Below are 22,219 nucleotides of genomic sequence, written 5' to 3' on the forward strand. Positions count from 1 at the left end.
CCGCCGGGGGGCGCGGGGCTCAGGGGACGAGGACGACCCGGCCCAGCTGCGCGCGGTCCTCCATCAGCTGGTGGGCCTTGGCGGCCTCCTCCAGCGGCAGTTCGGTGTGCACAACGGGGCGCACCTTGCCGCTGAGCACCATCTCGCACACCTCCTCGACGATCTTGTCGAAGTTGTCGACCTGGCTGTCCATGACGCCCATGGAGAAGTGCGTGATGCACTTCCCCGCCAAGTCCTCCAGCGGGATGCGGGGCAGCTCGAGACCGCCGCCGGCCGAGCCGTAGAAGACCAGCCGGCCGAACGGCTTGAGCAGGCCGATGCTCTTGGGGGTGATGTCGGCGCCGACGCTGTCGAGGACGACGTCGACCCCGGCGCCGCCGGTGAGCGCGCGGACCTGCTCCTCCCAGCCCTCCTGGCTGTAATCGACGGCGTGGTCCGCGCCCAGCTCCTTGGCGAACGCGAGCTTGGCAGGGTCCTTGGCGGTGGCGATGACCGTGCCCGCGCCCAGCGCCTTGACCATCTGGACCACGAGGTGGCCGATGGCTCCCGCCGCAGCGTGCACCAGGACGCTCTCCCCCTCCTTCAGGTGGGCGGCCTGGATGACTTCAAGGCCGACCTGGGCGGGCGAGCTGAGCATGGTGGCCTGGGCGGCGTCCATCTCCGCGGGGATGCGGACCAGGTCCTTGACGCGGGCCAGGGAGTACTCGGCGAAGGCGTCCTGGAAGATGACGCTGGCCACCCGCTCGCCGACCTGCCAGCCCTCGACGCCGGGGCCGAGGGCGTCGACGAAACCGACGGCGTCGCCACCGGGGCAGGCGGGCAGCTGGAGGCGTTCACCGTAGTAGAAGTCTCCGGCGCGCTCCTGGATCCCGGCGAAGTTGACGCCGACGACCTCGGCCCGGATCCGTGCCTGGCCTGGGCCCGGCTCGGGCTTGGCTACCTCGTCGACCTGCAGTACCTCCGGCGTTCCGTGCTGGTGGTAGCGGACGATGCGCATGGGTCTCTCTTTCTGTAGCTCCAAGGACCGCGGCTGCCGGCTCCCGTGGGGGCGGGCTCCCGGGCCCGGCCGCGGGCACGGGGGAGCTGGCCCGCGGCCGGTGAGGGAAACCGCGCCGCTCATCGCGGTGTCGGTGCGCCCAGCCTCGCGCCGGCCGCTGGAGTCCGCTCGGAGCGCCGGTTGACCCTTCGCAGCTCGCCGCCGGGCTCAGATATCGGGGGTGACGCCCGCGAACAGGTCGTCCTCGGGCAGGGCGGTGTCGACGAGGCCGCGCGCGAGGTGGTAGTCCTCGGTGGGCCACGCCCGCTGCTCGATCTCCAACGGGCAGGAGCGCTCGGGGCCGTTGGGGTTGATCTGGGTCTCGTGGGCGAGCAGTGCCCGCAGCCGGGTCGGGAACCACTCGGCGCACCGCACCCGGGTGGTGATCTCCCACTTCTCCTCCATCCCTTCGAGCTCCTTGAGCACCTCGCCGTGCGGCGAGTCGAGCCCGGCGGCCGTCATGGCCTCGTAGATGGCCTTGAAGTAGGCCTTGCTGAAGGCGCGCGTGTAGTAGAGCTTCAGCGGCTGCCAGGGCTCGCCCGTGCCGGGGTAGCGGTCGGGGTCGCCGGCCGCGTCGAAGGCCTCCACCGAGACCTGGTGGGTCTTGATGTGGTCGGGGTGCGGGTAGCCGCCGTTCTCGTCGTAGGTGACGACGACGTGCGGGCGGAAGGTGCGCATCGCGGCGACCAGCGGTCGGGCGGCGGTCCGCAACGGCTGCACGGCGAAGCAGTCCTCGGGCAGCGGCTCGCCGTTCTTGGGCATGCCGGAGTCGGTGAAGCCGAGGAACTCCTGCCGCACGCCCAGGATCTCGCGGGCCCGCTCCATCTCCAGGCGGCGCAGCCGGGGCAGGTCGGCCCAGACCTCGGGGCGGTCCATGGCCGGGTTCAAGACGTCGCCGCGCTCACCCCCGGTCATGGTGGCGACCAGGACGTCCGCGCCCTCGGCCTGGTAGCGGGCGAGGGTGGCCGCCCCCTTGCTCGACTCGTCGTCCGGGTGGGCGTGGACGGCCATCAGGCGCAGTCCGGTGCGCGGGAGTGAGGTGGACTTGGTCATGGGCATCTCCTCGACGGCTGGATGGTGAGGGGGACTGAGGGGTGGTGGTACGGGGCGGCGGGGCGGGTGTCACCCCTTACCGGGCGCACGCCGGGGGTACAGGACCGCGGGCACAAGGGTCAGCGCGCCAAAGACCAGGGCCCAGCGGAACGTGTGGGCGTAGGCGCTCGCGGCACCGGCGCCGTGTGCCGCGGCGTCGGCGAGGGCGCTCTGCAGGATGACGGCGAGCAGGGCGGTGCCCACGGATCCGCCGACGCGGTTGAGGACGGTACGGGCACTGGTGGCGGTCGGCGCCTGGCTGCGGTCGACGGAGGTGTAGGTGGCGGCCACGTTGGGCGGGACCACGGCCCCGAGTCCGACGCCGCGCACGAACAGGGCCGCCGTCAGCAGAAGCGTGCCGGGGGCGCTGCCGTCCAGGGCGAAGGGGAGGGTGCCGAGGACGGTGAGCGCGATGCCGGCGAGGACGACGTTGCGCGGCCCGTGCCGGTCGGTGAGCCTGCCCGCGAGCGGGGTGACCAGGGCGCTGCCGAGCGCCTGGGGGGCGAGCATCAGGCCGGCCTGGAGCGCGCTCACGCCCCGGACCTGCATGAAGTACAGCGGCAGCAGCAGCATCGACGAGTACAGGGCGGCGCCCAGCAGGAAGGTGTTGATACCGGCCAGGGTGAAGCCGCGGCCCGCGAACAGCCGCAGGTCGAGCAGCGGGGCGCGGCTGGTGCGCAAGGCGTGCACGACATATCCGGCCAGGAGGGCGACGCCGGCGACGAGGGCCAGGCCCGGGGTGGGGCCGGAGTCGCCGCCCTGCCCGTACTGGGCCAGGCCGTAGACGAGGGCGGCAAGTCCGGTGGGCAGCAGGGTCAGGCCGATGCCGTCGGGTCGTACGGCGGTGTCGCGTTCGCCGGTGTCGGACGGGACGACGCGGGCCGCGAGGGCCAGCGCGATCAGCCCGACGGGGACGTTGACGAGGAAGAGCCAGCGCCAGCCCGCCCACTGGACGAGGACGCCGCCGAGAACGGGGCCGAGGATCGGCGCGACGGAGACCGGCACGGTGATGATGCCGACCAGCCGTCCGATGCGCTGCGGGCCCGCGTGCCGGGCGACCAGGGACTGGCCGACCGGCTGCATCAGCCCGCCGCCGACGCCCTGCAGCAGCCGGAAAGCGATGAGTGAGCCCCCGGACCAGGCCAGGCCGCTGAGCGCGGAGGCGGCGATGAACAGGGCGACCGAGGCGAGCCAGACGCGCTTGCCGCCGTACCTCTTCTGCAGCCAGCCGGAGAGCGGGGCCACGAAGGCGACGGTGAGCAGGTATCCGGCACTCACCCACTGCACGGCCGCCATGGAGGTGTCCAGGCCGTCGGCCATCGGGCCGAGGCCGACGTTGACGATCGTCGCGTCGAGCTGGGCGAGCACGGCGCCCAGGATCAGCACCGAGCCGAGCCGGATCAGGGCTGGGTCCAAAGGCTCCGGCTGCGGGTGGGACGCGGTGTCGCGGCGGGCGACCGTGGGGTCCAAGGGGCCTCCTGAGCGAGGGGTGTTCTTCTGGACGGACATGAATTTAGGTCTCACCAAATTTTTTGTCAATCCAATCTTTATGATGGCCAAATCGAACGGGTACGATGAGGACCATGACTGAGGTGAGAACGGCCCAGGCGGCCGCCCCGGAAGAGGGCCGGCGAGGGCGCAAGAAGCGCGAGACCCGCGAACGGCTGGCCCATGTCGCGACGCTGATGTTCATCGAGCGCGGCTTCGAGAACGTGACGATCGCCGAGATCGCCGAAGCCGCCGACGTCTCCAAGATGACGGTCAGCAACTACTTCCCGCTCAAGGAGGACCTCGTCTTCGACGCCCACGAGGGCGTCGTGGACAGCCTCGCCCGGGTGGTGCGCGAACGCGCGGTGGGAGAGTCCGCGCTGCACGCCCTGCACCGTGTCCACGTTTCCTCCCTCGACCGGCCGCACCCGGTCAACGGGCGCTGCACGCCCGGCTTCGCCCGGCTCGTGTACGACAGCCCACGGCTGCGCGCCCGCGAGCGCGAGATCGACGAGCAGCGCGAAGCGGCACTCGCGGCGGCCCTGGCGGACGCGGCACAGACCGCTCCCGACGATCCCGTGGCGCACTTGAGCGCGGCTCAACTCGCGGGTGCCCACCGTGTGCTGTGCCGTCGCGTACGGGCCCTGTGCCGCGCCGCGGCCCCCGCGGCGCAACTGCGCGAGGAGATCACCGAGCTGGCCAGAACCGCCTTCGGCATGCTGGAGCCCGCCCTCGGCGACTACTGCGTACGGGACCGGTAGTCGAGCCGGACTCCACCGCTGCGCGGCAGGCTCGCTGCCACGAGCGCCTGCCGGGCGTACCGGCGGCCGGCACGAGAGGAGTGGGCGTTGTCCGCGACCACCGACACCACACAGCCCGGCAGCACGCCGGCTCCCCCGGCCGGGGCCACAGCCCCCGGCCCGGGCAACAACCTCACCGGGTTCACCATCACGCACGACCTGATCCGCCGGGTGATCCCGGAGCTGGGCCGGCGGCTGGCCGGCGCCGCGGCGGGCGGCGCTCTGGACGCCGCCACGGTACGGCGGCTGACCACCTGGTGGCAGATGTTCACCACCATCCTCGAAGGGCACCACACCAGCGAGGACTCGCACGTGTGGCCGGTCGTCCTGGAGACCGAGCCGGGCCTGGCCGGGGTGGCGCGCACGCTGGAGGAACAGCACGCGTCGCTGGACGACCACCTCGTCGGCATCGACGAGGGCCTGCGCGGGCTCGCCGTCGGCACCGGCGAGCGCGAGGTGGTGCTCACCTGCCTGCTGTCCCGCATCGCCGAGTTCGACGCCCTGATGCACGACCACCTCAGGCTCGAGGAGCGCACCATGGTGCCGGTCCTGCGGGAGAGGGTGACCGCCGAGGCGTACCGGGCCATGCTCGCCTCCCTCGCCCTGGGACACGACCCCATGGACTTCGCGCCGACCATGCCGCTGCTGCTGGAGCAGGCCGCATCCGAGGCCAGGCAGTTCATGCTCGGCGGCATGCCCCCGACGCTCCGCGCCCGCTACGACGCCGAGTTCGAGCCCGCCTACCGGGCCCTGGTGGGATCCCTGCCCGCCGGCTGACCCCCGGCACGGCTTTCCGTACAGCTCTCCGACACGAAACGGTGTATCTGGCATGAGACTTCTGGTCATCGGTGGAACGGTCTTCCTGGGCAAGGCCTTCGTGGCCGACGCCCTCGCCCGCGGCTGGGAGGTCACCACCTTCCACCGCGGCCGCTCCGGCGCCGACCTGCCCGGCGTCGAGACGATCACGGGCGACCGCGAGAACGAGGCCGACCTCGCGCGGCTGGCCGCGGCGGGCCCCTGGGACGCGGTGGTCGACGTGTGCGGCTATGTCCCCCGCGTGGTCGGCGCCTCGGCCCGGGCGCTGAGCCGGCAGGCCGGCACCTATCTGTACATCTCCTCCATCAACGCCCTGGAGCCCTGGCCGGCGGCGCCCGTGGACGAGTCCTCGCCGCGCTTCGCGTGCTCCCCCGACGCCGGGCCCGACGACGGCCAGTACCCCGCGCTGAAGGCCGGCTGCGAGCGCACCGTCGAGCGGGACTTCGAGGGCCGGGCGCTGGTGCTGCGCCCCGGGGTTGTCATCGGGCCCGGCGACCGCATGCGGCGCATCCCCTACTGGCTGCGGCGGGCCGCGCAAGGCGGCCGTATGCTCGCCGCGGGCTCCCCCGGCCGCACGATGCAGCTGATCGACGCCCGGGACATCGCGGCCTTCGGACTTGACCGCGTCGCGGCGGGCGGCTTCGGCACCTACCTCACCACCGGCGAGCCCGCGAACGCCACCTGGGGTGAACTCATCGAGCAGGTCATGTCGTTGACGGGCGCGGACGCCCAGCCGGTGTGGGTGGAGGACACGTTCCTCGCCACCCAGCAGATCCCGCCGTTCGTGACCGTGCCGTTCTGGGCGCCGCCCATGGAGCAGCTCGCCGGTGTCTGGGACTTCTCCTCGAAGAAGGCGCTGGAGGACGGGCTGCGCTGCCGCCCCTTCGCCGAGTCCGTGCGCGACACCTGGACCTGGATGACACAACAGGGCGGCATGGCGGAGGCCTTCGCGCAGTACCGCTACCCGGACCAGACGCTGACCCGCGAGCGGGAGGCGCAGATCCTGGCGGCCTGGGACACGCGCGAGTCCGGCTGACCGCGGGCAAGGACCCACCGCTTGCGAGGACGTGACGAAGAGACGCCGTGGGGCGCCGGGCGAAGGAACTCTTATTCACCCATGCGGCGCCTCGCACCGCGCGTACCGCTCAACGGGCCTTAACGGTCAGGCTCCTTGTCTGCCCAGCAGATCCACCACCTGCCCCAGGAAACCCTCGTCCAGCATCGTCCCGACCGAGGTGTCCTCCTCCCCTCCATGGCCCGCGTCCTGGCACGCGATGCTCACCAGATAGCGATCGGTGGCGGTGCGCCCGCCGTTCAGCTCCAGCCCGAAGGTGCCGAAGGACCACTCCCCGTGCGAGGCGGCACCCCCGTCCGGCGTCTGCAGTTCCCGCCCCCCGGGGCTGAAGCCGAACTGGGTGAACCCCAGCCGCATGCCCTGCCCCAGCGCCTTGGTGTACGCCTCCTTCAGCGTCCACGTCCGCAGCAGCTCCGCCTCCTGCTCCGGCCCGGGCAGATCAGCGAGCCTCGCGTGCTCGGCCGACGTGCACATCTGCCGGTGCACCTCGGAGAACCGCAGCCTGCGCCCCGCCAGCTCGGTGTCCACCCCGATCCGGCCGAGCCGGTTGAGGCCCACCACGACCAGGTCCAGGGTGTGACTGAGGCTGACGTCGATCTGGTCGCAACCCCGCAGATACGGCCTCCCGCCGGGCTTGTACGCCAGCTCCACCGCGTCCGGCAGCACGTCCAGCGCGGCGCTCGCGGCATGCCGTGCGAGCACCCGGGAGACCGCGAACCGGTATCGGACCTCGGGTTTGGCCAGGGCGTTGAAGCGCTGCCATCACGGTTGCCCAGCAGCGAGCGCAGTTCGGGTCCGGCGGCCACCACGGACTGCCACTGCTGCCAGTTCGCGTACACCACCGCGTTGCCGAAGAACGCCACGGATTCGCGCACGCGCAGCCAGGGGCTGTGCGGGCCGTCCATCAGGATCGGTGCGGTGACCGAGCCGCGCCCCGCCATCAGGCGGCCCTCGCTGTCCGTGCGTGGCCGTCCGGCGCCCCGCCGGACCCGTCGATCGCCGTGCCGTGCAGGTCGTAGCCGCGACCGGTGCGCAGGCGGGCCACCGCCTCGCCGTACACCCGCTCCACGCAGTCGGGCGGTGCGTCGGGGAGCCTGAGGCCCAGCCGTCCGGCGAGCCTGCCGAGGGAGAGAACCAGCCACGCCGGGTCGGCGAGAAAGGGGTGCGTGTCCTCCTCCAGGCGCACCCAGTGGCCCAGCGCCGCCCCGGCGGCGGCCACCATGGTGTATCGGTCCATCAGCGCGGCCCACTGCGCGCTGGCCGCGAGCGTGGGGCTGTCCAGGACCGCGGCACGGAACGAGTCGCGCAACTCGGCCAGTTCGGCCGCGAACGCCTCGGCGATGGTGCACAGTAACGCACGGGTCCCGTTGTTCGCCTGGCCCGGGTGCGGACCGCCGCCGTCCCTCAGTCGGCGCACCGCGCCGAGCAGCGCCGCGACGAGCCGGTCCTCGCCCCCGGCCACCGCCAGCGACTCCAACGCGAGCGGCGCCAGCGACTGCCGGCTGGCGAACAGCAGGTCCGGCGGGTCCTCCGTCACCCCCCACGACCGCCGCGCGAGGAGCGGCAGCTGCGGGATGAGCACCGCCTGGCAGGCCGCCGTGCCCATGTGCCCGAGCCCGGCGGCGGGCAGATCGCGCAGCAGCTTCTGCAGGAATCCGTGCACGCTGTCCCGGCGGTAGCCCGAGGCGCCGAGCACGGTGCCCAGCTCCTCCAGGTCCTCCCGGACGAGATCGGGCACCAGGTACTTGACCGCGGCGGCCCCCAGGTGGGCGCTGTCCGGGAACAGGTGCAGGGAGCGCAGCACCGCGCTCGCCATCGTGTCGCACAGCAGCAGGTCGGCGAAGACCGCGGCCAGCACGGACCGTTGGCGCCTGCCCGCGCCGCCCTCGCGGCCGGTCAGCACGGTGCGGACGGCCGCCCTCAGTACGGTGTCGGCAGCGCCGAGCAGCACGGAGGAGACCAGCGAGCGGTTGAGCTGGAAGGTCCGCAGCGCCAGTTGCATCCCCTGGCCTGGCTCCCCCACCAGGGCGTCGGCCGGCACGGGGCAGTCGGCGAACTCCATTCCGGCGAACCGGCATCCGCGCATCCCGGTGCTCGGCTGCCTGGGCAGGACACGCAGCGCCTCCCCGGTCACCGCGTCGGGTTCCAGCAGCAGTACGGAGTGACTGGCCGGCCCCCGTCCCTGCCCGGTCCGGGCGTACAGCACGAAGGCCCCGGCCCTCTCCGCGTTGACCACGCCGTCCTTGCGGCCGCTGACCACGAATCCGCGCGCATCGGGGCGGGCGACCAGTTCGCCCTGCCACATCGTGTTGCCGTGCGCGAGGCTGTGGTGCACAATCCCCGTCCTGCCGCCGGCGCACATCAGGTCCGCGAGCCGCGCCCGCTGCCCCGGCGAACCGCCGGCCCAGACCGCCGACGCGGCGAACAGCGAGGTGATCCCGTATCCGAATCCCAGCGCCACATCGCGGCGGAACACCGGGCGCAGGACCCGGGCGAGCACATCGGCGCGCGCCAGCCGCCCGCCGAGCGCCACGGGCACGAACTCGGCACCGAACCCGATCGCGTCCAGTCGCCGTTCGGCCCCGGCCGACAGCTCCAACCTCTCGTCCGCCGCCAGCAGGGCGGCGAACCCGACCGGATTCGCGGCGTCGTCCGGGTCCCCTAAGCCTCGATTCACCGACGTGGTTTCGAAATGATCTGCGAGGGTTTTTGGGGCGGGGCCTCGGACTGTCAGCTGAGTGCGGACAGGGTGTATCCGCTGGTCTGCCCAGCTTTTCCACGATTCGGCTTGGGTCGGGCCCTGGCGGGCGGGGTGGGGAGTGGCGTCAGGGTGTCTCGGGCGGCGCGTGGACGGTGGCAAACAGTTGTGCCCACGCGTCTTGCCAGGGCCATCGCTGCGGTAGGTGCAGGGTGAGGCGCCGGGCGGAGCGGGCGATCCGGGCGGGAACGTGGACCAGGTGAGCACGCAGGGTGGCGGTGGTGGCCTTGGCGTGGAAGGCGCCGGCCAGAGCGCCTGCGGCGCGCAGCAGGTTGTAGGCCATCGCCCACAGGGTCAGCCAGGCGGCGTTGGCGTGGAAGTGTGCCGAGGGCAGGTGGGCCAGGGCGGAGGCTTTGCTGTCGGCGATGACCTGCTCGACGACGGCGTGGTGGCGGTGTTCCCGCTCGGCCTGGAGGGTTGGGGCGGGGTTGTCGGTGAAGAACGGGTGGTAGCGCCAGATGGGGAACAGCTCGCCCTGCTCGCCGGTGGTGGGCGGTTTGGCCAGGTCGCGTACCCGGCGCACGATCAGCCGGGCCGTTACCTGCTCGCTCTTCTTGCGCCCGGTGAACGCGGTGTATGCGGGGATCTCGGCGACTTCGGCGTCGGAGATGAGTTCTCCGGTCTCTGGGTCGGGGACTGCGGTGGGGTAGGTGATCTGCTGCCACGTGGTGTCGGGGATGCTGTGGATGGCCCGCTTGATGGAGGGGTTCATGCCCGTGGTGATCGAGAAGTGGGCGCCGTTGCGGCGGCAGGCGGCGATGACCCCGGCGTTGTAGAACTGGGAGTCCGCGCGCAGGACGCGTAGGCCGGTGCAGCCGGCCTCGGCCGCGGTGGCCAGGGCCTCGGCGGCGAATTTCGGGGCGCCGCGGGAGTCGGCTGCCTTGCCGCGGCGCATCCGCACGGTGGCGATCACCGGCCGCGAGGTAGGGGTGCAGATCGTGGAGAGCAGGGGGTGCAGGGTGCGGATGCCCTTGAACCGGCCGTACTCGGCGCCCTGCTTGGTGCGGCCGTAGACCCGTTTGTGGGTGGAGTCGACGTCGATGAACGCCTTCTCGCCCGAGCCGGGCAGCAGCGGGGTGTGCGCGGCCAGTTCGCCGAGGAACCTGCGGTGCACCGCGTGCAGTTGGAGGGCGTGACCGTGAGTGAACGCGCGGAGGAACGTGCCCAGTGTGGACGGGGCACGGACCTCTCGGAACACGGTCGGCATCGCACCGTGGCGCAGCATGTCCAGGTCATCGATGCTGTCGGCTCCTGCGGCCATGCCTGCCACGATGCTGGTGACCTTGGCGTCGGCTGCTGCACCCGCACCGTTTGCCGCCCCGGTCAGCATCACCTTCTCCGACACCAGGCGCGAAAGCCCGCACCGTTCGGCCAGCCGCATCACCGGGACCAGCCCGGCATCCGCGATGAGATTCTGATCGTCGAACGCGGCCGACACCGCCGACGCGGCATGGGAAGATTGCATCTCGCGGGTGCTCTCTTGCTCTGTGGATATCGAACCGTAGGAAGTCCCATCGTCCCAGCTCAGAGGGCATCCGCGCCTTCATGTCCAAGCCCTGGACCGGCTGTTCATCGGTGGATCAAGGCTAAGACGTTCTCCACTTCCGTGATCCGGCGCCGCACCCCGGCCTCGGCTTCCGTCGCTGCCTCGCTCACCAGAAACTCCTCGTCGGAAGCCAGTCGCGCAGCTTCGCCAATTCCCTCGCGATTTCCCGCTCGACCGCGCTCAGCGGGATGTCGGGCCGCATCCGCTCCGGATGCCCGGGCAGCGGTCCGGCGAGCGGCTCCTGCCCGTCGCCCGGGGGAAAGCCGCCCAGCAGCCCCTCGCCGAACGCCACCAGCCCATGCCAGACGTCCTTCGTCCCGCGTACGACCCACAGCGCCACCCATCGCGCAACACATCGGAAAGCCAACCGACTCACCCCCATCCGTCTACAGACCCCGTCACCCTGCCGTCGCGCGCTATAACCCCGCTCAAATACGGGATTCGGCCCACTCGTACGGGACCGGGACCGCTCGCGGCAGCCGGGGGACGACGGAAACCTGTGGAGCGGCTCGCCAGGATCGTCGGGACAGCAGTTCCGCACGCGTTTCGCCGTCACGGCGGTAGAATTCGGCGGCCCTCCATCACCGGCGAACGCCACAATGAGCAGCACTGTCCGGCTTCTGTCAGTGTCGGCACTGCTGTCTTGACCGCTCGTGGTCCGTGTGGCCGTGCCACACCGTCGCCCACAGCCCACTGCCGCGGCTACGGTCAGGGGGCACGATCACAAACACCGCCAGCCAGAACAGAGGTGGTTCGGGCTTGGAGATCCCGGCGGCGCGTGCTCGTGCGACTGACGGGGGCGAGGGCATGGCCGGTACGGCGCGGGCGATGTTGCACCGAAATTTCGCCGCGTCGGGGGCTCGGCGATCGATGGGCTCCATCCGTAGGACGCCCTGGCCCAGTCGCCCCCGCCCGCCTCTACGCACGGACCGTGCCCCCTGGCACTGCCCCTCACGCGACCTGACGTTCCATCAGATCCAACGTCACGGGAGCGTCAGAACTGCCCTGCGAAGAATCGGGGCACCGCGCCCGTCTCCCCCGTCACCGGTCGAACCGCGGGTCAGGGGCGTAGGTCCGGCATGCGGCCTGCTCCACGTCACGCACCCATGGAAACAGGCCGGCAGTACCGGACCGATGCCCGAAATCCCAGAGAATGGGCAGGTCAGAGCCCCTACTTCCGGCTCCAGAATCGCCACGCACTCCACATGATGGGTCATCGAGAAACATTAATCGGCACAGTACGTGATGCTCACCGCGTCGCAAATGAGGGCAACATAGCCGAACATCGCCGGTTAGCCAAACCGGCGCTTCTGCAGACGATTGTTGTCCACCGTTTGCCCAGAGCACCACTGCGGATCAGTTCCATCAGAAGGGACTCACCGCTTCTGTGCATGCAGAACCCCATGGTTCTCCACCTGCGGGCCGCGTCGCTTGTCGCCGACCGCCTTCTTCGGTACCCCTTTGGTGCTCCATACCCCCCGGAGATCCACCGCCCTTGCCCACCGAACCGATAGCAGACTACACAGACCGTCAGACGCACACGAAGAATGAGGGCGGTGCCCCTTTCGTCCGAGATGACAGCGGGTCGTCTCTCCTGGCCAATGCCTGGTATTCGACGCGCGACCTCGCCGCCTGCCTGCGTGTGAACACCTCGGCTCTGCGCCGTTGGCGCACCGCTCGGCCACCCCAGGGCCCGCCGTTCGTCTCAGTTTCGGAACGCGTCATCATGTACAGCGCGGTCGACGTTGAAGAATGGCTGCGTCGCCACCGGACCGTCCCGCGCCGAGTCGCATGATGACCGACAAGGCCATTGTGCCGGTCGGTGTCCGACTCACCACCGACATCGAGTACCGGCCTGATCGCCCCAACCCGTACCGCGCGCGAGTCCGCTGGTTCGATCCGGCTACGAAGCGGCGTCTGTCCCTGTCGGAGGGGAAGGCGGACGAGGATGAAGCGCAGGAGTGGCTCCAGTCCATCATCGAAGCGGCTGAGGCAGGGCTGTCCCCGTCGCTCGCCACCATGAAGCTCGCCGAATACGGCAACGCGAACATGGACCTCGCCCTGCGCGGCCTGGAGCAGAAAACACTCGACCCCTACCTGTCAGGCTGGCGAATGCGTGTCGTGCCCGCCCTGGGCCACGTCGCGGTCCGGATGATCACCAACGGCGCTGTCGACCGCACCGTGCAGAACTGGATCGCCGACGAGCTCAGCCGCTCAACGGTCAAGAACACCATCGCCGTCCTGGTCCGCGTCATGGAGCAGGCAGTCCGCGACGGCATCATCAAGGTGAACCCCGCCCGGGTGACCGGCTGGCAGAAGCTCTACAAGCAGGCCGAGGACGAACTCCTCGACCCACGCGCACTCGCCCTGCCCGACTGGGAAACACTCGTCGCACTGGCCGACGCACTCGTGGCCGCCTCCCACGACGAGTACCGCGGCTGGGGAGACGTGGTCATCTTCGCCGCGTGCACCGCCGCACGGATCGGAGAGATCTCAGGCTGCCGCGTCGGAGACATCGACACCACCCAGTGGATCTGGACCGTGCGGCGTCAGACCACACCCGCGCCCGGCGGGCTGACCGACAAGGGCACCAAGGGCAAGCGGGCCCGCAAGGTTCCCATCGTCGAGGAGATCCGCCCCCTCGTCGCCCAGCGCATCCTGTCCGCCGGCCCCAATCCGGACGGCCGCCTGTTCACGGGCCCGCGAGGCGGACGTATCTCCACCGCCGTCCTGCGCGACGCCACACACTGGGACGACGTGGTCACCGAGCTAGGCTACGAGCATCTGCGCCGCCACGACCTCCGGCACACCGGACTGACCTGGTTCGCCGACGCCGGGGTCCAAGTACACGTGCTCCGCAGAATCGCCGGCCACGGTTCACTGACCACCACCCAGCGCTACCTTCACCCGGACGTCCACAAGATCACGGCCGCCGGGGCGGCGCTCTCGGCCCACTTCAACGTGCTGCGCGCACCGCGCTCGCTGCCGAGCCCCATCGTCATGACCCGCTGACCCGGTCAAGGACGCCGGACCTCCAGCTGGTCCCCAACTGGTCCCCAAAAATGATCAAGGGCCGGTTTCGGATTGCTCCGAAACCGGCCCTGATCTGCGACTGTCTCCAGTCGGGACGACAGGATTTGAACCTGCGACCCCTTGACCCCCAGTCAAGTGCGCTACCAAGCTGCGCCACGTCCCGATGCGATTCCCCCGGTGCTGCCGGGCGGCTTCGCAGGACAAACATTACCTCACTCGGAGGCCCGGATCGACGCCCGTGCCTGGTGGGCGCGGTTTGCCAGGGATTCCGCGCCGCATGCGGTGGCCAGTTTGTGAGCTCTGGCGAGTTCGCGCGGTGAGCGGATCGCGATGCCGTAGTCGACGAGGGCCAGCGCGTGTTCGTACGCGGACGGGGATGCCTCCAGGTGGCGGACCGACTCGGCCAGCAGGTGGACGGCGTCCTCGGGGCGGGCGAAGAGGGAGACACAGCGCAGGGCCTCGCCGATCGCGGTGTCCGTGCCGAAGCGTTCGGCGTGCACCCGGGCCGAGGTGGCGAGTTGGGCGGCGCGCGCCGGGTCCTCCTCGGCCAGGGCGCGGGCGAGGTCGCCGGCCCAGGGAGCCCACACTCCGTTGAACCTGCCGCGGGGTTCGAGGGCCTGGCCCGCCGCTTCGAGTTCGACGATCGCTTCCTTCGTACGGCCTTCGGCCAGCAGCAGCCGACCGCGTACGCACGGCCCGTCGGGCAGCACCATCGCGCTGGGGTAGGGCGCGCCGAAGGAGTAGCGGTCGGCGATCTCGCGGGCCTCGGTGACACGGCCGCGGGCGACCAGGGTGTCGATGAGCAGACAGGCCGCGTCCCAGTGGACCGGAAGTCCGCTGCCGACGCGGTCGGCGAGGCGCAGCCCTTCGCGCAGGAAGCCCTCGGCCTCGGCCAGCCGTCCGCGACGGCGGTGGACCAGTCCGAGCAGGGTGTGCGCGAACGCGAGGTGCGCGCCGCTCCAGCCGGAGATCTCGAAGGCGCGGACGGCCTCGCCGAAGAGTTCCTCGGCCCGGTCGAGCTGGTCGGTGAAGGCGTAGGTGATGCCGACGAGGGTCGGCAGTTCGAAGCCCCACTCCGTATCGGTCCAGCCGAGCCCCCGGGCGGGGTGGCCGTCGACCAGGGCGCGTTCGCAGAGGTCGACGACGAGCTGGGCGTTCTCGCCGCGCAGCATGGCGTCGAAGGCGCGGAGCGTGAGCAGGGCGCGTTCGGCGTTGTCGCGGCCGTGCAGATGGTCGGCGTTGCGTGCGAGCCGGCCGGAGCGCCCGGGGCCGTCCTCCTCGCCGGCCTGCATGCCCTCCCAGAGGAAGTGGGCGGCCTGGAGCCGCATGAGGCCGGGGCCGGGCGCGGTGCGTGCAGCCTCCGCCGCGAGGGCGTTCGCCGCTTCCTTGAGCTGGTTGTTGTGCGAATGCGCGGCCGCGAGCCGGTAGGTGGCGTCGACCCGCTGGTCGTCGTCGAGTCCGGGCATCTCAAGGGCTGCGCGCAGGTGCTGGACGGTGGTGGCCGGGGAGCTGAGCAGTGTGGCGCAGCCCAGTTCGTACAGCAGGGTGGCCTTCACGCGCTGGCGCGGTGGTTCCTGCAGGGCGCGTTCGAGGCAGCGGCGGGCGGCCTCCGGGGCGCCGACGGCGAGGTGTTGTTTGGCCGCTTCGCGGAGTTGCTCGACCAGTTCCTGGTCGTCGTCGGGGTGCACTTCGAGCAGGTGCCGGGAGGCCGCCGCGGGGCCGAGTCCGGCCCGGGTGATCGCCCAGGCGGCCCGGCCGTGCATGGCGGTGCGGGTGGCCGGCGGGATGGACCGGTAGACCGCGCTCGCGATGAGCGGATGGACGAACTCCAGCGGGTCGAAGCCGGTGACGATACGGGCTTCGCGCAGTCGTGCCGTGCAGTCGGCGGCCTCGGCCGGGCTCATTCCGGCCAGCGTGGCGGCGAGGTCCTGGGAGATGTCCGTGCCGAGGACCGCGGCGGCCCAGGCGAACCTGTTGGCATTGGTACCGAGCCGTTCGAGCCGGGCGACGAGTCCGCTGCCGCGGGCCGAGGCGCCGAGTTCGCGCAGCAGCCCGGCCGACTCCTCCAGCGGGGCCAGTTCACGGTCCTGCACCTTGGCGACGAGCTCGACCGCCTCGTAGGGGTTGCCGCCGGTGACGGCCCACACCTCGCGGCAGAACGGGTCGTCGGCGTGTTCGCCGAGGGCCGCGCGGACCAGCTCCGCGGTGGCGTCCGGGGTGAGCGCGCGCAGCGCGACGCGTACCTGGGACGGGTGGGCACTGCCCGGTCCGCTCTCCTTCTGGCGCGCGGCCAGCTCTTCCGGGCGGTGCGCCTGGACGACCAGGACGGGAAGTTCGCCGAGGCGGGCGGTGAACGAGGCGAGCCAGGCGAGGGATTCGCCGTCCGCCCAGTGCGCGTCGTCGATGATGAGCAGCAGCGGGCGGTGGCTCAGCCGGGACGCGAGCCGGGCGACGACGAAGTCGAGGCCGTCCCGCACACCTTGCGGGTCCGGCTGCGGACCGGTCGGCTCGGCCAGCCCGAGGGCCGGCGCGGCAATCTCGAACCACGACCCGAACAGGGCCCGCACCTCGTCGGGCGGGAATCGGTCGAGTGCGGGCTGCAGCAGTTGGCGTACGACGTGGAACGGCACGGATGTGACCGTTTCGCCGCCTCGTGCGGACCAGACCGTGCAGCGGTCGGCGGCGATCGTCCGGATCTCGCCGAGCAGTGCTGTCTTGCCGATGCCTGCCTCGCCGCTGAAGATCAGCAGCCCGCCGGCGGCCTGGGCGCCGCAAAGGGCGTCCACGGCTTGTGCGGCGGCGGCGAGTTCCGGTTCGCGCTCGTACAGCGGCCGGGACGGCTTCATGCCTACCCTCCCCAGGGTGGTACGGATGGCTTTCGACACTAGTCGTGTCCGGGGGTCCACGGACAGTGGTTCGGACAGTTCGCCGCAGGTGCGGGGCACAATCGTGGAGTGGACGAGACACGCAGGGACCGTGACACCGAGGGCAGGGCGCGCAACGCACGCCCGCGTGACGGGCTGGGGCGCCCCCTTCCGTACGGGGCGCCGGGAGTCGAACGGCAACCGGAAGGGGTGGTCCGCACCCCCGAGGAAACGGTGCGGGAGGCACAGCGCTTGCTGGACGCGGGGATGCCGTTCCATGCGCACGAGGTGTTCGAGGACGCGTGGAAGTCCGGCCCGGTGGCCGAGCGGGAGTTGTGGCGCGGGCTCGCACAGCTGGCCGTGGGGCTGACCCATGCGGCCCGGGGCAATTCGACGGGCGGGGCACGGCTGTTGCGGCGCGGCGCGGCGGCGCTCGCGGAGTTCGCCGCGGTCCGGCCGTACGGGATCGGCGTCGACGGGCTGATCGGCTGGGCCGAGGAGCTGGCCGGACGGGTGGCGGCGGGGACGGCCGCGGACGGCGGGGGCACGGCAGGCGGACGGGCGGCGCGTGCCGAGCCCGTCGACGCGGCCGCCGAGGCACCGCATCTGCGGCCCCCGGGCCCGTAGCCCGGACCGGGCCCGGGTCGTACCGGTGCGAGGGGCGGTAAGTGGCCGGGCAGGCATCGGACCTGCCTCATATTCGCCGCCCATCGCCCGGAGCGGTGAACAGGGCGGCCCGCAGCCATTACGATCGCGCGTCATGAGCACTTCTGACCAGGACCAGGCCGTGGACACCCCGATACCCGTCCCGGAGGCCGACCCCGAGGCCGTCGCGGAGACGGCCTCCGAGGAGGCCGACGGGACCGGGGACCGGAAGCTGACACCACGCCAGGCGAGACGGCTGCGCATGGTCCTCTCGTCGGTCGGCATGGCCGCGATGGCGGTGGTCCTCGCGCTGCGGATCGCCAGCCGGTCGTCCGTCCTGGTGGTCGGGGTGTACGGGCTCGCGCTGATCCTGTGCGGGATCGTGATCGAGCTCAGCCGCAACGGCCGTACCCGGCTGGGCAGTTGGCTGCTGGCCGTCGGCCTGGTCGCGGCGATCGGATCGGACTGGCTGCTCATTCCCTGACGTACGGTCAACGCACCGCGATCCGTACGGTCCCGCCGTGCGGATCGACCCGGTCGAGCCAGTCGGCGCGCAGATGGAACGCACGGTCCGGGACGGCGGGCAGCAGCAGCCGCTGCCGGTGGAGCTCCCGGCCGTCCTGGTGGACGACGAGCAGCGGCGAGGCGAGTCTCCCGGTGGTGCGCAGGGTGAAGCGGCCGCGGAGCGGGAGGCCGCCGTCGGGGCCGATGAGGTTCGGTGCGATCCACCGCAGCGGGGCGTCGACCGCGAGGGGCGTCCGTCCGGTGGGCCACGCGCCCGTGGTCAGGTGGCGCAGTACAGGCGCCGCGGCGGCCCGGCCCTCGGCGAGGGCGAAGCCCGCGCTCTCCACGCCGTGCAGCAGATTGCCGACGGCGAAGATCCCGGTCCCGGTCGTGCGGTGGGCGGCGTCGTACGCGGGGCCGCGGGTGCCGGGGTCGAGGGCGAGCTCGCCGCGCCGGGCCAGTTCGTGGTCGGGGATCCAGTCGCCGGTGAAGACGACGGTGTCGCAGCGCAGGGTCGTGGTCCGGCCGTCGTGGTGGCGCACCGCGACGCCGGTGAGGCGTTCCCGGCCGGTCAGCGCGGTGACGGTGGTGCGGCCGAGGACCGGGGTGCGGTCGCCGGGCCGGGTCAGGGCGGCGAGCCGGGAGGACGGCTGGTCGGTGACCATGGCGACGACGTCCAGGCCGGCGACGCGCAGGGTGTCGGCCGCGGCACGGCCGACCGGTTCGTTGCCGATGACGACGGCGCGGCTGCCGATCCGCTGCCGGTGCAGATGGACGGCCTGCTGGAGTTCGCCGGTGGTGTAGACGCCGGGTGGGCGGCTGCCGGGGACCAGGCGGGCGCTGCGGGGGCGCTCGCGGGCGCCGGTGGCGAGGACGATCGCGCGGGCGGTGATCCGTTCGAGGCCGGTGGGTGCGGTGGTGTCCACGGTCAGCGGTCCGGCCCAGCCGGTGACGGTGACACCGGTGCGCAGGGTGGCCCCGGCGCGCACGGCGGCGGCCACGCAGCCGCGGGCGTACGCGGGTCCGGTCGTCCCTCCCTCGATGGCGTGGCCGCCGAATCCGCCGTGGTGGCAGTGGCGGGGAATGCCGCCCGCGGTCTGTTCGCGTTCCAGGATCTCGACCCGGCCCGCTCCGGACGCGGCGAGTTCGGCCCCGGCGCCGAGGCCGGCCGGGCCGCCCCCGACGATCAGCACGTCGACGGTCCGCTCGCGCCTGGTCATGTCCGGGCCCCTTCGAACAGTGCGCGGACCGCGGCCCCGCAGTAAAAACCCTGGCACCTGCCGTTCCCGGCTCGCGTCCTGCGCCGCAGGCCGTCCGGGGAGTGCGGCGGCACCGTACCGGTCAGGGCGTCCCTGATCTCGCCCGCGGAGACCCGTTCGCAGTGGCAGACCAGCGTGCCGTACGCGGGGTCCGCCGCGATGAGTCCGGCGTCCTGGTACGGGCGCGGGAAGGCCTCGCCGAGGTTGGGCATGGTGACGGGCGGCAGTTCGGACGGTGTCCCGGGATCGAGGCCCGAGTCGCCGAGCAGTTCCATGACATGGGCCGCGATGGCCATGGAGGCGGTGAGCCCGGTGGAGCGGATGCCGCCGACGGCGATGTACCGCCGGTCCGGCCGGGACCGGATGCGGTAGTCCTCCTGGCCGGTCGCGGCGCGCAGTCCGGCGTAGACGGCGGTGACTTCCTCGTCGAGCAGTTCCGGCAGGATGCGGCGGCCCTTCTCCCGCAGCATGGTGATCGCGTCGGCGGTCGATCCGGTGGCGGTCTTGTCGTCGAGGTCCTCGGCGGTGGGGCCGAGCAGCACATTGCCGAAGACGGTCGGTGCGACCAGCACGCCCTTGCCGGCGGCGGTGGGCACCGGGAGCAGGATGTGGCCGACGAGACCGCGGGCGAGCTTGTCGAAGACGATGAGCTGGCCGCGGCGCGGGGTGACGGTGAAGTCGTCGTGGCCGAGTTCCCGGTCGAGTTCGTCGGCGTGGAGTCCGGCGGCGTTGATCAGATGGCGGGTGTGCAGCGTTCCCCGGGTGGTGGTGAGGGTGTGGACGTCGTCGCCGCTGTCGATGTGCCGCACCCGGCAGTTGAGGTGCAGATGGACTCCGGCGCGCACGGCCTGGGTGGCGTAGGCGAGCGGCGTCGTCCAGGGGCAGATGATGCTCTCGTCGGGGATTTCGAGTGCGCCGAGGGCGCCGGGGCCCAGATGGGGTTCGCGGGCGCGCAGTTCACCGGCGTCCAGGAGCCGCCCCGCGTGGTAGTCGTTCCGTTCCGCCTTGGCCAACAGGGCGGGCAGCGCGGCGAGTTGTTCCTCGTCCCAGGCGACGAGCAGGGCTCCGACGCGTTCGACGGGGATGCCGGTCTCGGCCGCGTACGCGCGGAGTCTCTGCTGCCCCTCGCGGACGAGCCGGGCCTCCAGTGAGCCGGGTACGGCGTCGAAACCGGTGTGCAGGATGGCGGTGTTGGCCTTCGACGTTCCGTTGCCGATGTCGTCGGAGGCGTCGAGGAGCGCGGTGCGCAGCCGGTAGCGGGCCAGTTCCCGGGCGATGGCGGCGCCGACGACGCCCGCGCCGACGACGGTCACGTCGTAGACCGGGGCACCCTGCCCGCCGTCCGGCCGGGTACCGGGCAGGTCGTCGGCCGTCAGTTCTCCGGCGGTGGTGATCGTGGGGCTCATCGTGTGACTCTCGTACGTCTCAGGCATGGTCCAGCAGGGCCTGCACGGCGGTCCGGAAGCCGGCGAGCCGTTCGGCCGCCTCGTCGGCGCCGATCCGGGGTTCGTACACGGCGGCGGGCTTCCAGTCGGGCACGGCCCGGCGGAGCGGGAGGCCCGGGTCGAGGCCGAGCCGGGCGACCGCTCCGACGCCGAGGGCGGTGACGTCGGGCAGGGCGGACACCTCGACGGGCCGTTGCAGCAGGTCCGCCTGGGTCTGCATGAGCAGCTCGGAGCGGGTCAGACCACCGTCGACGCGGAGCGAGGTCAGTGGCGAGCCGAGGTCGGTCGCGGCCGCCTCGGTGAGCTCGACGACCTGCGCCGCGATGCCTTCGCACAGCGCGCGCACCAGATGGCCCGCGGTGGTGCCGAGGCCGAGGCCGGTCACCGATCCGCGCAGATCACCGCGCCACCAGGGGGCGGCGAGCCCGGCGAGTGCCGGTACGAAGGTGACGCCGCCGGAGTCGGGGACGGTCGTGCCGACGGGGTCGAGGTCGGCCGCGCCGGAGATCACCCCCAGGCCGGAGAGCCAGTCGACGGCGGACGCGGCGGTGTAGACCTGCCCGTCGAGGCAGTAGTTCGTACGGCCACCGAGTCGCCATGCGACACAGCTGACCAGTCCGGTGGAGCCGCGGCGCGGGGCGGGCCCGGTCTGGGCGAGCAGGAAGGCGCCCGTCCCGTAGGTGCATTTGGCGTTGCCCGGGTCCAGGGCGTTCTGGGCGAGCAGGGCGGCCTGCTGGTCCACGAGCAGGCCGGTCAGCGGAAGTTCACCGCCGAAGGCGGTGGTCGTACCGACGGTGCTGTCGCAGTCGACGACGTCCGGCAGTCGTTCGTCGCCGAGCCCGAAGATGTCCAGGGCCCGGGGTGACCAGCCGACCCGGTCGAGGTCGAGCAGCTGGGTGCGCCCGGCCGTCGCCGCGTCCGTGACGAACGCTCCGGTCAGCTGGTGGACGAGCCAGGAGTCGGTGGTGGTGACGACGCCCTCCCGGGTCAGTTCCCGGCGGATCCAGGCCAGCTTCGGTGCGGCGAAGTACGGATCGAGGGGAAGCCCGGTGAGATGCGTCAACTCTTCGTCGTACGGGGAGAGTTCGTCGCAGATCGCGGCGGAGCGCCGGTCCTGCCAGACGATCGCGTCGGTGAGCGGCCGCCCCGTTTCCGGATCCCAGGCGAGCACCGTCTCGCCCTGGTTGGCGAGGCCGACCGCCGAAACCGGTTCGGCAGCTTCCCGCAACGCCCGGCGACCCGCTTCGACGACCGAGCCGAGCAGTTCGGCGGGATCCGCCTCGACCACTCCCCCGGCGCCGTGCCGGGGCCTCACCGGAACGGAAGCGGAACCGATCACGCCGCGCTCGGGACAGATCACCAGAGCCTTCGTCCCCGACGTGCCCTGGTCCACGGCGAGTACCGGGCCTGTCATCGACTCTCCAGCGGTGCGGAAGCTCTGCGGCTTGAACGGAAGCGTGATCACTGAACTCGCCGCCCAGAGTGGTGCAGACCACCGCGTACGTCAAGAGCCGCCCCCAGGTCACGACCGGAAGAACCGGTACATCTTTCAACGTCCTGGAGAATCAGCTGACTTGAGTAAGATCCGCGAATCGGTCCGGAGTTCGGAGTGACTGGCCTTACACTCACCGCCGAGCAACAACCGGACGCTTTCGAGCAGTTCGTTTTTCAACAGACTGCTTCACCCCCCACGTCCTTGAGGATTGATGAGACCGACACCCTGTACCGAACCCCGATTCACCGGTTCCCCGGCCTTTCGCATCTGCACGGGTTCCATGCCACCGCCGGGTTGCGTGACGTGCTGAGGAGATCTTCCGACCGTCGCATGCCGGCCCGTCGTACGGGGGCAGGGCGAGTC

The 22,219-nt window shown here is 71.7% G+C and carries 17 protein-coding genes and 1 tRNA gene; 6 read left to right on the top strand and 12 right to left on the bottom strand.

What is annotated here, in order from left to right; genetic code table 11:
* Positions 1-19 precede the first annotated feature (19 nt).
* The 3 genes from OG520_RS05085 to OG520_RS05095 form a co-directional block, all read right to left on the bottom strand.
* A complete protein-coding gene (locus OG520_RS05085; RefSeq protein ID WP_406012336.1) occupies positions 20-997 on the bottom strand; it encodes a zinc-binding alcohol dehydrogenase family protein in 978 nt (325 codons plus the stop codon).
* Positions 998-1,204: 207 nt separating this feature from the next.
* Positions 1,205-2,089 (bottom strand): mycothiol conjugate amidase Mca, encoded by an 885-nt coding sequence (gene mca / locus OG520_RS05090; RefSeq protein ID WP_406012337.1) that lies wholly within the window; start codon positions 2,087-2,089, stop codon positions 1,205-1,207.
* A gap of 69 nt (positions 2,090-2,158) precedes the next feature.
* A complete protein-coding gene (locus OG520_RS05095) occupies positions 2,159-3,598 on the bottom strand; it encodes an MDR family MFS transporter (protein ID WP_406012338.1) in 1,440 nt (479 codons plus the stop codon).
* A 113-nt stretch (positions 3,599-3,711) separates the two neighbouring features.
* Between OG520_RS05095 and OG520_RS05100 the strand changes: the two genes are divergently transcribed.
* The 3 genes from OG520_RS05100 to OG520_RS05110 all read left to right on the top strand — a co-directional run bounded on the left by OG520_RS05100 (position 3,712) and on the right by OG520_RS05110 (position 6,268).
* The gene (locus tag OG520_RS05100) at positions 3,712-4,377 is read left to right on the top strand and encodes a TetR/AcrR family transcriptional regulator (protein WP_266921400.1); all 666 of its coding nucleotides are present in this window, start codon (positions 3,712-3,714) and stop codon (positions 4,375-4,377) included.
* Positions 4,378-4,464: 87 nt separating this feature from the next.
* Complete coding sequence (locus OG520_RS05105; protein WP_406012339.1) at positions 4,465-5,193, top strand: hemerythrin domain-containing protein; 729 nt, start codon at positions 4,465-4,467, stop codon at positions 5,191-5,193.
* Positions 5,194-5,245: 52 nt separating this feature from the next.
* Positions 5,246-6,268, top strand: a complete 1,023-nt coding sequence (locus OG520_RS05110; RefSeq protein ID WP_406012340.1) for an NAD-dependent epimerase/dehydratase family protein — start codon at positions 5,246-5,248, stop codon at positions 6,266-6,268.
* 126 nt (positions 6,269-6,394) lie between these two features.
* Here the strand turns inward: OG520_RS05110 and OG520_RS05115 are convergent, their stop codons facing one another.
* The 4 genes from OG520_RS05115 to OG520_RS05130 all read right to left on the bottom strand — a co-directional run bounded on the left by OG520_RS05115 (position 6,395) and on the right by OG520_RS05130 (position 10,951).
* Positions 6,395-7,009 (bottom strand): 4'-phosphopantetheinyl transferase family protein, encoded by a 615-nt coding sequence (locus OG520_RS05115; RefSeq protein ID WP_406012341.1) that lies wholly within the window; start codon positions 7,007-7,009, stop codon positions 6,395-6,397.
* Positions 7,010-7,247: 238 nt separating this feature from the next.
* The gene (locus tag OG520_RS05120) at positions 7,248-8,984 is read right to left on the bottom strand and encodes an acyl-CoA dehydrogenase (protein WP_406012342.1); all 1,737 of its coding nucleotides are present in this window, start codon (positions 8,982-8,984) and stop codon (positions 7,248-7,250) included.
* A gap of 148 nt (positions 8,985-9,132) precedes the next feature.
* A complete protein-coding gene (locus tag OG520_RS05125) occupies positions 9,133-10,530 on the bottom strand; it encodes an IS1380 family transposase (RefSeq protein WP_406012343.1) in 1,398 nt (465 codons plus the stop codon).
* Positions 10,531-10,717: 187 nt separating this feature from the next.
* Positions 10,718-10,951: a DUF6059 family protein gene (locus OG520_RS05130; protein WP_266921361.1), complete on the bottom strand. Its 234-nt coding sequence runs from the start codon at positions 10,949-10,951 to the stop codon at positions 10,718-10,720.
* Between the two features lie 1,454 nt (positions 10,952-12,405).
* Between OG520_RS05130 and OG520_RS05135 the strand changes: the two genes are divergently transcribed.
* Positions 12,406-13,623, top strand: coding sequence for a tyrosine-type recombinase/integrase (locus tag OG520_RS05135; RefSeq protein ID WP_406012344.1), 1,218 nt, complete (start codon positions 12,406-12,408; stop codon positions 13,621-13,623).
* Positions 13,624-13,733: 110 nt separating this feature from the next.
* Here OG520_RS05135 and OG520_RS05140 read toward each other — a convergent pair.
* Positions 13,734-13,807 (bottom strand) — tRNA-Pro (locus OG520_RS05140).
* 49 nt (positions 13,808-13,856) lie between these two features.
* Entirely contained in the window at positions 13,857-16,490 is a 2,634-nt protein-coding gene (locus tag OG520_RS05145; RefSeq protein WP_399333281.1) for an ATP-binding protein, read from the bottom strand.
* Between the two features lie 108 nt (positions 16,491-16,598).
* On the opposite strand from OG520_RS05145, the gene OG520_RS05150 reads away from it, so the two are divergent.
* Positions 16,599-17,135 (top strand): DUF309 domain-containing protein, encoded by a 537-nt coding sequence (locus OG520_RS05150; RefSeq protein ID WP_266429937.1) that lies wholly within the window; start codon positions 16,599-16,601, stop codon positions 17,133-17,135.
* Between the two features lie 133 nt (positions 17,136-17,268).
* On the top strand, positions 17,269-17,637 hold the full coding sequence (locus tag OG520_RS05155) for a hypothetical protein (protein ID WP_406012345.1): 369 nt from the start codon (positions 17,269-17,271) through the stop codon (positions 17,635-17,637).
* A gap of 7 nt (positions 17,638-17,644) precedes the next feature.
* Here the strand turns inward: OG520_RS05155 and OG520_RS05160 are convergent, their stop codons facing one another.
* The 3 genes from OG520_RS05160 to OG520_RS05170 are packed head-to-tail and all read right to left on the bottom strand — an operon-like array spanning position 17,645 to position 21,775.
* The gene (locus tag OG520_RS05160) at positions 17,645-18,877 is read right to left on the bottom strand and encodes an FAD-dependent oxidoreductase (protein ID WP_406012346.1); all 1,233 of its coding nucleotides are present in this window, start codon (positions 18,875-18,877) and stop codon (positions 17,645-17,647) included.
* Entirely contained in the window at positions 18,874-20,322 is a 1,449-nt protein-coding gene (locus tag OG520_RS05165; protein ID WP_406012347.1) for an NAD(P)/FAD-dependent oxidoreductase, read from the bottom strand. Before OG520_RS05165 ends, OG520_RS05160 begins: the two co-directional genes overlap by 4 nt.
* 19 nt (positions 20,323-20,341) lie before the next feature.
* Entirely contained in the window at positions 20,342-21,775 is a 1,434-nt protein-coding gene (locus OG520_RS05170) for an FGGY family carbohydrate kinase (protein ID WP_406012348.1), read from the bottom strand.
* Between the last annotated feature and the right edge of the window lie 444 nt (positions 21,776-22,219).

This window comes from Streptomyces sp. NBC_00984, assembly GCF_045162475.1.
Taxonomy (GTDB): Bacteria; Actinomycetota; Actinomycetes; order Streptomycetales; family Streptomycetaceae; genus Streptomyces.